The organism is Clostridium moutaii, assembly GCF_041205085.1.
GTDB classification, from domain to species: domain Bacteria; phylum Bacillota; class Clostridia; order Clostridiales; family Clostridiaceae; genus Clostridium_B; species Clostridium_B moutaii.
In genome coordinates this window covers 25,578-34,871 of the sequence record NZ_JBGEWD010000024.1, presented here as the reverse complement: position 1 = coordinate 34,871, position 9,294 = coordinate 25,578, and the positions used below count along the sequence as shown (strand labels likewise).

The window sequence follows — 9,294 nt, the reverse complement described above, 5'->3', positions numbered from 1 at the left end:
TGATCTAATACTTTCTGGCCTTTTATCCCATGCATAGTAACTGCTCCTTTTTACGCAGAGAACCTGGCATAGCTTCGCTACTCGATATCTGCGGCAATTAGCTTTGATAAACTGGAATCTCTTTATTTTTGATTCTTGGCGAAGTAAGCTGCCACTTTTTTTAGTATTTCATTTTCTTCTTTTAGATTTCTAATTTGTCTTTCTAACTTTCTTAACTTTTCATCCTCTGGCTTAAGATGACCACTACCAGGAAAAGGAGCTTCAGATGAATCCTTATATTTAATTACCCACCCGTGTAATGTAGTAGGTTTTACTCCTAATTCTCTCGCCACTTTTGTTACTGGCTCACCAGCCTTTTCTAATCTCTTTACAGCTTCAATTTTAAATTCTGCACTATATTGCTGTTTTACCCATGTTTACTATATCTCCTTTTCTTCATTTTTAGTATAACACGAGTTTCTAATGTCTATCAAAGTGGGTAAGAGTCAAAACATATAATAGTCAACATACAAATTTCCCAATTATTATTTGTTGTTTTGTTCATTGTACTCTACGTTCTCCTCAACTTATAATTCCATATTTTTTATTTTTAAATTTATTATCCATAAATAGCTGCTCGCTCTTCAATGTTTAGTTAACACCTATCAGCTAAGAGCAGGCCACCTATGCATACTAATTATTACTCTTAAATTTTAAATTATTTACATACAATAAATTTTCTTTCTGTTTTTAACGAACCATACCACATAGCCTCTCAATGGCAGCAGGATCGTGATGTGAGAAGAAGCAGCTCTTGCCTGTATCGAGAAAAGCAATAGACTGCATATCCTCATCGGTTAAAGTAAAGTCAAACACATCAAAGTTTTGCTCAATACGTTCTTTTTTCACAGACTTAGGGATACACACTACCCCTCGCTGAATAAGCCAACGTAGCACCACCTGCGCGATAGATTTACCGTATTTTTCTCCTATGGTTTTCAATATTTCATTCTGGAACAAACCATTGCGTCCCTCTGCAAAAGGTCCCCATGACTCGATTTGCACGCTTTTTTTCTCCATAATTTCTTTGTCAAAAGCACGTTGACAGAAAGGATTGATCTCCACCTGATTGATGGCTGGAGTAATTTCATTGTTCATTACAAAATCCACCAGTCTGTCAGGCATGAAATTTGCCACCCCAATTGCACGAATCTTTCTTGCTTTATAAAGCTCCTCCATTGCTCTCCATGATCCATATACATCTCCGATAGGCTGGTGAATCAGATACAAGTCGAGGTAATCAAGATCCAACTTTTTCAGAGAAGTTTCAAAGGCTTTCATAGTTTTTTCATACCCTGCATCAGCCAGCCACAGCTTTGTTGTAATAAACAGTTCTTCACGGGTAACACCGCATTTTTTGATTGCACGACCTACCGCTTCCTCGTTGTGATAGGACATAGCCGTATCAATAAGACGATAGCCAGTATGAATAGCATCTATCACCGCCTGTTCACACTGCGCTTCATCTGTGATTTGAAAAACACCAAAGCCAAGAATTGGCATCTCTATTCCATTGTTTAAAGTTACTTTTTCCATAATAAATTCCTCCTGTTTATTTTAATATTTTTAATTAAATAAAACTTTCATTTTTACCTGTTTCGTGTGCTTCTCTCATTGCTTTACTGCCCTTAATATCTCCAATCTGCCACGCATCTGCTCCATAAATAATTTTACATAAGCCCCTCCCTGGCAAACAATCCGTAAATCCACGTAAACCGTCAATAGTACGTTCCATGGCACCCTTACTCGCAGTTGCGATGGCAATAAAATAGAAATCTTTATCCTTAATTTCAGTATAGCGTGGCAGTGTCCTATCAATCGGTGTTTCCATCTGACCGTCTATAGAATAAAAATAGACAGATGTAGCCAGAACGATGACATCTGCATCGAATATCTGTTTAAGTATATCTGTCATATCATCCTTTTGTACGCTATTTCAGTTTTTTCTCATACTTAAGAACTCGTTCCTCATACCCCATATCTTCTTATCAAGTTATCAACACGGTCTAATGTATCAAGTATCTCTTTTGCATGTTGTTCGATGATTTTACATTGTTTAAACGAAATTGCTTTTATTGTCTGAATTTTATGATATATAACATCATAACGTAAGATATTTATCTTATAAAATTAGTGGATATTCCAGTTTCACGTTCTGGCATTTTCACACCATTCTTAAGGCCGACTTCCTTACATCTTAAGAAAAACGCCATATTACGTCCTAGTGTTCTCATAGTCTGCAGTCCTTCCAAATCCTGCTTAACCTGCTCAGGTGTTGCACCATGAACCATATTCCAGTACTGTGATGAAACAATCGGCATCTGCATTAACCCAAAGTACTTATTCAATTGATCATAGGTTGCCGTTGTTCCAGCTCTTCTCGCAGATATTACACATGCTGCAGGTTTTAAATAAAATGATTGTCTTCCTCCATTAAGATCTGCATAAAATACTCTGTCTAAGAATGATGTTATGGCTCCACCTGCTGATGCCCAATGTACCGGTGATCCAATAATAAATCCATCATAATCTCCAACTATATCAAGAAATTCATTTACTTTATCATCGAATACACATTTTTTCTTCGTGACACACATCTTACATGCAATACATCCATTTAATGCCTTATTGCCAATCCAAAATATCTCTGTATCAATACTTTCCTTCTGTAATGTCTCCGCAACTTCTGACAATGCAGTATAAGTACATCCTTTTTCATGTGGACTTCCATTTACTAATAATACTTTCATTCTATCCATTCCCTTCTTTTTAATAATCTTTACTTGTTTTTTCAATTCTTCTGCCTGCTACTTTAATGTGGTCTAGAGTTTCTGCCAGCATAGAAACCTCTTCATCAGTTACTGAAACACCTGCAGCTCCTGCTTTCTCTTTTAATCTGTTCAGTTTGCGTGTTCCTTAAATTGGAACCATCCATGGTTTTTGTGCAAAAATCCATGCCAGAGCAATCTGCACAAGAGTGACATTCTTATCTTCTACAAGCTTTCTGGTTAAATTCAGAAGTATTTGATTTGTATACATATTTTCTCCAAGGAAACGTGTCAACATGCTTCTGATATCTCCTTTTCCAAACTTGGTATCCTTATTAATTGTTCCTGTCAGGAATCCATTTCCAAGCGGATTAAATGGACCAAAGTCAATATAATTATATTGACTTTTAAACAAACTCTTACAAACGAACAATCCATTTCTCAAGATTGGATTCAGGCATTATCATTTTATCTGTATCAAATTTAATATCAATGGCATTTGAGACAATGGTATCCTTGCAAACCTTTTGGATATCCTTTATTGTATGTCCAATCCATCCTCCATTGGTTACAAATGGAATTATCTTTTTGCCTGACAAATCATATTTAGATAAAAATGTTGCAACTGCCGGTGAGTATGTATACCACCAAACCGGTGTACCTAGAATAATCGTATCATAATCTTCCAGATTTACAGAAAGCGGCTTAATTGCTGGTTTATATCCACTGTCTACTTCCTGTTTTCCCTGGTCTACTACTGAATTGTAATCTCCTGTATAAGGCTTTACTGTTTCAATCCTACAGATATCTGAACCAGTAGCCTTCTGGATCTTTTCTGCAACCTTCTTTGTATTATTTGTATACGAATAATACACAATCAACTTTTTATCCATAATATTTAGTCCTCCCATACTTCCTTTGCCAGTGTAAATGCTGCCCAAGCATTTGGCCATCCCATATAAAATGCCAGATGCGTGATAATTTCAGCAATTTCCTCCGCTGTGACTCCGTTGTTTTTTGCATTTGTCATATGATATTTTAATGAATTATCAAAAATCCCTTTTGTCATTAATGCCGTTACCGTAATCACACTGCGATCTCGGAGCGATAATTTATCCTCTCGTGACCACACCTCACCAAATAGAACATCGTCATTTAATTCCGCAAATTTAGGTGCAAATATTCCAAGGGTATCTCTGCCTGCCGTCTGCTTTTTCATAACTGCCTCCATTCCGATAGATAAACTACTATCTATACAATATTATTTCAATTTTTTATATTCTTCATCCGTTACTGGTTCACACCATTCATTAGAACTGCCTTCCGCTGGAACAGATAAAGCTAGATGTGCAAAAACCTCGTCTTTTACAGCACCATGCCAGTGTTTAATTTCCGGAGCAATATACACCACATCCCCGCTCTTTAAAAGCTGTGGTTCTTTACCCATCTCCTGATACCATCCATGGTGTCTCTTGCATTTTTTGCCATCTTGTCTAATTCATTTCTCTGGATACCATAGTGGGACATTTTAAGATCAGCTACTCCACATGCATTCTGCGGCTTTACAAGCATTATGATAAAATCCTGAGGTTCTCTTGATTCCATATCATTTCCATCTTCTACAGCTCTTGCAAGATAAGCTCCCACATTCTCAATAGCTGTTAAGGCATACATGTCGCTCATCATATTTGCTGCTGCTGAAATATAACATTTCGTACTATGGAATAATGCATCAAAACCTTGATAAGCTGGCATATTTTCCACCCACCATAACCGTGGATTTCAACGGATTGGCTTCCACTTTATCAAACAGAACTATTTCTACTCCTGCCGCATGCAGCTCTTCTTCGCATCTGCTAAGATAACCGTTTTCCTTTGTTGATTTTCCATTAGAAATAACAAGTATAGCCTTCTTGCCTGGAAACTGCTGTTCTCTTAAATGATTTAATTGTCCTGCACCAAATATTAATCTAATTGGTGAATACTTCATAAAACTCATATCTAATACTCCTCTTTTCTAAATTTAATTAATGTAAAATTTACTTTAGACTTGCATAAACTTCTTTCATATACTATGATAGATATATTCTAATACCTAAACCTAACTTTAGGTCAATACTTTTTTGTAAATTTTTTGGAGGTGCTTTATGACTTATTCCATTGGAGAAATATCAGAAATGCTAAATATATCCATATCAGCCCTGCGTTACTACGACAAGGAAGGACTGCTTCCTCTTGTCAACAGAACTTCTGGAAATATCAGGGTGTTCGACAATACAGACGTTGAATGCCTGAAAATGATAGAATGTTTAAAAAATACAGGTATGCCACTTAAGGATATCAAACAGTTCTTTGAATGGTGTGAAGAAGGAGATTCTACAATTGAACAGCGATATGATCTATTCATTCATCAAAAAGAAAAAACTGAAAAACAGATTGCTCTCTTACAAAATGCACTTGACCGTATCAATTATAAATGCGAGTTTTACAGAATATCAAAAGAAAATGGGACAACCAATGTTCCTGGCTTACGTGAAGAACTGGCTATGAAATTTCTAAATAAGGATGCAAAAAAAGGGATATCAAAGTAAGGTTTTGCTTTCTATTTTACCTAGTATTACAGCTTGTACATAGATTATCAAACCATATTTTATATAGAATTATCTAGTAGGCATGCTATAATTTATTAGTACAATCAAATATGTTGTGTGTGGGCTACTGGTATCACTAATCCCTTTTGAAGGGAAGTGATACCAGGAAGAAAATTAAAATGTCAATAACAGATATTTAAATCAATTTCTCAGGAATAAACTTGGAGGAAATTCTCTTTATCAATATATAATCAAGTATCAAGAGAGCACCACCTCCTATAAGCATTACAAGTTTGCTGAGCAAAAGTATGCCTGTCATTTGACCCACCAATAAAAGAATTACCGGAATGAGAAGAAAGCCGCTTACCTGCTGTGCTTCCTCAAAGGTTTCCGATTTTGCCGATACCATAACAGTAAATGTCAGCGACAGCAAATTGATTGCAGGTGCAATCCAAAGTATTATTATGATCCATTTTATATCCGGAAAAATAAGTTTTCCAAAATAGATAAAACCGCCAATATTGAATATGAATCCAAAAATTATAAATGAAATCAAAGTCACGATGTAAGATGGCACAAAGACACCTAAAATCTTGGCTCTTAGCAGCTGTTCCATGGATATGGGCGTATAAAGAAGTGACTCCATGGTTTTATGTTCTTTTTCTCCCACAAAGCTGCTGGCTCCAATAATCCCCGAACACATTATTGGAATTATAAGAAAGTATGACGGAAACATAAAGTTCAACGATACTTTTATTAAAAGCTGGGCAGGAGTATATGAACTATATTCTGAAGGCAGTTTTTTCAAAAGAGGATCCATTTTTGCAAACACGCTTGAATCACTTCCAATAAAATTGGCTCCTATCAATATTGCCAGAGGTATGACTACAATCAAAACAATGGGTACAATGGTCATGGGAACAATAACCCGTTTCGAACCTGTTATTTCATTTATATCTTTATATATCAATGTCTTTTCACTTCTATTCATATTCCAGCTCCTCCAGATTTATAATGCATTACATCATCAGCTGTGTCTTTTATATATTTAAAATAAAGTTGTTCCAGAGACCATTTCTGCTGTACTGCCTCATAAATTTCCCCGCCCTTTGCCAATATGCCTTGTATTAAAGCATTTACCTCTTTGTCTCCTGAAATATTTTTGCTGTACATACCACTTCCTTCATAAATGAACCCTGATCTCTCTGAAATATTTTTTCCCCTGATCTTCAATTGAAGAGCTGCATTTTTCTTTGCAGCAAGTTCGTCAAAAGTACCCATGCCAAGGACATTCCCCTTATTTATAAAACCATATAATGTGCAAATATCTTCAGCATATTTTAATTGATGGGTGCAAAGAAATATTGTGACCTGATTTTCCTCTGCAAGTTCCCTTATAAGCCTTGTAACATTCAGTGCATTTTCCGGATCCAAACCAGAAGTAGGTTCGTCAAGGAATAAAATCCTGGGATTGTGAATTAATGACACAGCCAGTGAAACCCTCTTCCTCATTCCCGTACTGAAATATTTTACCTTTTTGTTCTTTACATCTGATAATTCCAGCCTTTTTAATATGAAATCAACACGTTCATCAATCAGTTTTTCTTCCATCTCATGCATTCTTCCAAAAAACACAAGATTCTGCCTTGCAGTAAGATTTTCATAACAGGAGGAAGTTTCAGTCATAACTCCACATAATCTATGAATCTGAATATTGTTTTCCCCCACAGGTGCTCCCAAAATTTCCGCATATCCTGATGTTGCCGAAAGAATCCCATTGAGAACTCTAACTGTAGTGGTTTTACCCGAACCATTAGGCCCAAGGAAACCAAATATTTCACCCTTTGGTATGCTGAGATTTACATTGTTCAAGGCATTTACCTTACCATCGTAAGATTTTTTAAGATTTACTATATTTATGGCATTCATTTGTTTCACCTAGTTTCCCTTTCAATTTTTCAACAAGCAAATTATACCCTTTATCTTCTCTTAAGGATGTGAATGCAGGATTTTCGGCAACTGCATCTATAAAATTTTTCTTGATTATCATTTCATCTACAGGAGTGTTTGTTCCAATGCAGCTATTGTCCTCAAACCACTTGGCTACCTGGTTAAAATATTCATTTCCTTTAAAGCTGAGTGGGAATTGAATCCTTGACACAACATCCACATATCGCTCCAGAGCATCCATTGCCTTTTCTTTTTTCTGCTCTATAAGATATCCCTGTGCAGCAATAATATGTATTCCCAAAACATCATTTGTCAAAATCTCTGAAAGCTGGAAAGATTCAATAATCTGAAGGCCTGGGAATAAATTTTTTCAAACAAAACTGGTTCCGTCATGTTCAAGGAAAGATAATTGGTTAAAAGTGTCAATGTGTTTATTACATTATTATAAAGCAGTATTTGATTTACTGATTTTGACTGGGCAGTTTTTCCCTGCACCCTGTATGCATTTATCAATATGACATCATCTCCGCTGTAGGGAGCTAATTTATTATCCAATAAGCGAATAACTTCTTCACTGTTTCCCAATGCCATCTCTGCCAATGCCTCCTTAGTATTTGCATCTTTTATGTCAGAAATGTTCTCTGATTCCTCTTTTATTCTCCTGCTCAGCAATATGCACTGCTGAAAAATTTCTTTTTTTACTTTTTGGTTTTTTGACAGGGCGGAATAGTTTAACAATAACTGGATCATAGAAAGCAAAAAAGGAAAACAGGAATAATATTTTTTTATTAATTTGTTACACTGACTCCTTACTTCATCAAAAGGCTTTACAGCAAATTCATGGGAAAGTTTATTATAGATTTTTTTAATATCTTCCTTTGTAAGTTGTGGAGAATACCCCAGTAATTCATCCACTGAAATATTAAAATAGGATGCAAGCTGGGGAAGGAGTGTAATATCAGGATAACTCAATCCAGATTCCCATTTGGAAACAGATGCTTTAGAAACTCCAATATAATCTGCCAATTGTTCCTGCGTTATTTTCCTTTCTTTTCTCTTCTGAATAATACATTTACCTATATTTAACTCTTTCACAGCCATCACCTCTAATTAATATTTTACGTGTTGGGCCATTTCCTGTAAATGGATTTGTAGTTAACTTTGGTTGAAAAAGTTAACTTACAGGAAACCCAATTTAATAAATTAAAACCCTGCTTCTTTTAATTAAACATGGCTAATTATAAGTAATCTTTGATTTACAATTAGCCATGCTTTTGTATATTTTAATTTGTCTTATTTGAATATTATTAAATAAATATTATATCCATAGCTTTACTTATCATCATCAAACTCTTATTCATACTTATTGTTTCTGTACTTATTATATCTATTTACAATAAAAAAAGCTGCTATAAATAATACTGAAAATATGGATATACGAAATACACCTGATTTCATTATAGAATGCTTTGTCGTTGTATCATATATAGGCAAATTATTTATAGGTTGTTCGTCAATCCATTCTGGAGTTGCTCCAAGTAGTCTGTTGTCTTCTGGGTTTAGTCCTATTTCTTCTAAGTCCCACACATTGTCTCCCTCTTCAAGATATACAATTATCCCACAGTCTTTTAGGGAAAAATCGTTGATTAATTTTCTTTCTGGCTTACCTATGTTGTTATATACATTTTTGAAATACTCCTCAATTTCCTGAAGCACTTCTTTATTTATTTGTGATTTCTCCTTTAGTAGTTCAATATCTTTTAGCGTTTTGATAATCCTTATTTTTATCATCCTCCAAATATAAAAATAAAACATTCATTGACTTTAATATCATCAACAAATGCTTTCCTATTTTATAATATATATTTAAAGGGACAGATAATACCAACTATAGAATTATCAAATCAGACATGCTATAATTTATTAGTACAATCAAATAGATTGCA

Annotated in this window: 12 protein-coding genes and 3 pseudogenes; 1 reads left to right on the top strand and 14 read right to left on the bottom strand. The window is 35.0% G+C overall.

All coding sequences use genetic code 11. The features are described from left to right. Positions 1–122: 122 nt before the first annotated feature. From AB8U03_RS16585 to AB8U03_RS18060, 10 genes and pseudogenes are all read right to left on the bottom strand, one after another. Positions 123–395, bottom strand: a pseudogene (locus AB8U03_RS16585) (transposase); the annotation flags it as partial. Between the two features lie 334 nt (positions 396–729). Then, complete coding sequence (locus AB8U03_RS16580) at positions 730–1,575, bottom strand: aldo/keto reductase (protein WP_369705661.1); 846 nt, start codon at positions 1,573–1,575, stop codon at positions 730–732. A gap of 34 nt (positions 1,576–1,609) precedes the next feature. After that, positions 1,610–1,954 carry a flavodoxin family protein gene (locus AB8U03_RS16575; RefSeq protein WP_369705660.1) on the bottom strand — a complete coding sequence of 115 codons (345 nt, stop codon included), beginning with the start codon at positions 1,952–1,954 and terminating at the stop codon, positions 1,610–1,612. Positions 1,955–2,156: 202 nt separating this feature from the next. After that, positions 2,157–2,789, bottom strand: coding sequence for a flavodoxin family protein (locus AB8U03_RS16570; RefSeq protein ID WP_369705663.1), 633 nt, complete (start codon positions 2,787–2,789; stop codon positions 2,157–2,159). A 166-nt stretch (positions 2,790–2,955) separates the two neighbouring features. Next, on the bottom strand, positions 2,956–3,222 hold the full coding sequence (locus AB8U03_RS16565; protein ID WP_369705659.1) for an aldo/keto reductase: 267 nt from the start codon (positions 3,220–3,222) through the stop codon (positions 2,956–2,958). A gap of 4 nt (positions 3,223–3,226) precedes the next feature. Beyond that, positions 3,227–3,700 (bottom strand): flavodoxin, encoded by a 474-nt coding sequence (locus tag AB8U03_RS16560; protein WP_369705658.1) that lies wholly within the window; start codon positions 3,698–3,700, stop codon positions 3,227–3,229. Between the two features lie 5 nt (positions 3,701–3,705). Next, the gene (locus AB8U03_RS16555; RefSeq protein WP_369705657.1) at positions 3,706–4,026 is read right to left on the bottom strand and encodes a carboxymuconolactone decarboxylase family protein; all 321 of its coding nucleotides are present in this window, start codon (positions 4,024–4,026) and stop codon (positions 3,706–3,708) included. 42 nt (positions 4,027–4,068) lie between these two features. Further along, a pseudogene (locus tag AB8U03_RS16550) lies at positions 4,069–4,284 on the bottom strand (cupin domain-containing protein); the annotation flags it as partial. Further along, positions 4,230–4,562, bottom strand: coding sequence for a dehydroquinate synthase/iron-containing alcohol dehydrogenase family protein (locus AB8U03_RS18065; protein WP_407064936.1), 333 nt, complete (start codon positions 4,560–4,562; stop codon positions 4,230–4,232). The pseudogene AB8U03_RS16550 and the gene AB8U03_RS18065, both read right to left, overlap by 55 nt. Continuing rightward, on the bottom strand, positions 4,540–4,806 hold the full coding sequence (locus tag AB8U03_RS18060; protein WP_407064935.1) for an iron-containing alcohol dehydrogenase: 267 nt from the start codon (positions 4,804–4,806) through the stop codon (positions 4,540–4,542). The genes AB8U03_RS18065 and AB8U03_RS18060 overlap by 23 nt, the downstream gene beginning before the upstream one ends. 148 nt (positions 4,807–4,954) lie before the next feature. Between AB8U03_RS18060 and AB8U03_RS16540 the strand changes: the two genes are divergently transcribed. After that, positions 4,955–5,398 (top strand): MerR family transcriptional regulator, encoded by a 444-nt coding sequence (locus tag AB8U03_RS16540; RefSeq protein ID WP_369705656.1) that lies wholly within the window; start codon positions 4,955–4,957, stop codon positions 5,396–5,398. 196 nt (positions 5,399–5,594) lie between these two features. On the opposite strand, the gene AB8U03_RS16535 is transcribed toward AB8U03_RS16540, so the two are convergent. From AB8U03_RS16535 to AB8U03_RS16520, 4 genes and pseudogenes are all read right to left on the bottom strand, one after another. Next, positions 5,595–6,389 carry an ABC transporter permease subunit gene (locus tag AB8U03_RS16535; protein ID WP_369705655.1) on the bottom strand — a complete coding sequence of 265 codons (795 nt, stop codon included), beginning with the start codon at positions 6,387–6,389 and terminating at the stop codon, positions 5,595–5,597. Next, on the bottom strand, positions 6,386–7,327 hold the full coding sequence (locus AB8U03_RS16530) for an ABC transporter ATP-binding protein (RefSeq protein ID WP_369705654.1): 942 nt from the start codon (positions 7,325–7,327) through the stop codon (positions 6,386–6,388). Before AB8U03_RS16530 ends, AB8U03_RS16535 begins: the two co-directional genes overlap by 4 nt. After that, positions 7,299–8,443: pseudogene (locus AB8U03_RS16525) on the bottom strand (helix-turn-helix domain-containing protein). The gene AB8U03_RS16530 and the pseudogene AB8U03_RS16525 overlap by 29 nt, the downstream one beginning before the upstream one ends. 258 nt (positions 8,444–8,701) lie before the next feature. Continuing rightward, entirely contained in the window at positions 8,702–9,139 is a 438-nt protein-coding gene (locus AB8U03_RS16520) for a hypothetical protein (RefSeq protein ID WP_369705653.1), read from the bottom strand. Between the last annotated feature and the right edge of the window lie 155 nt (positions 9,140–9,294).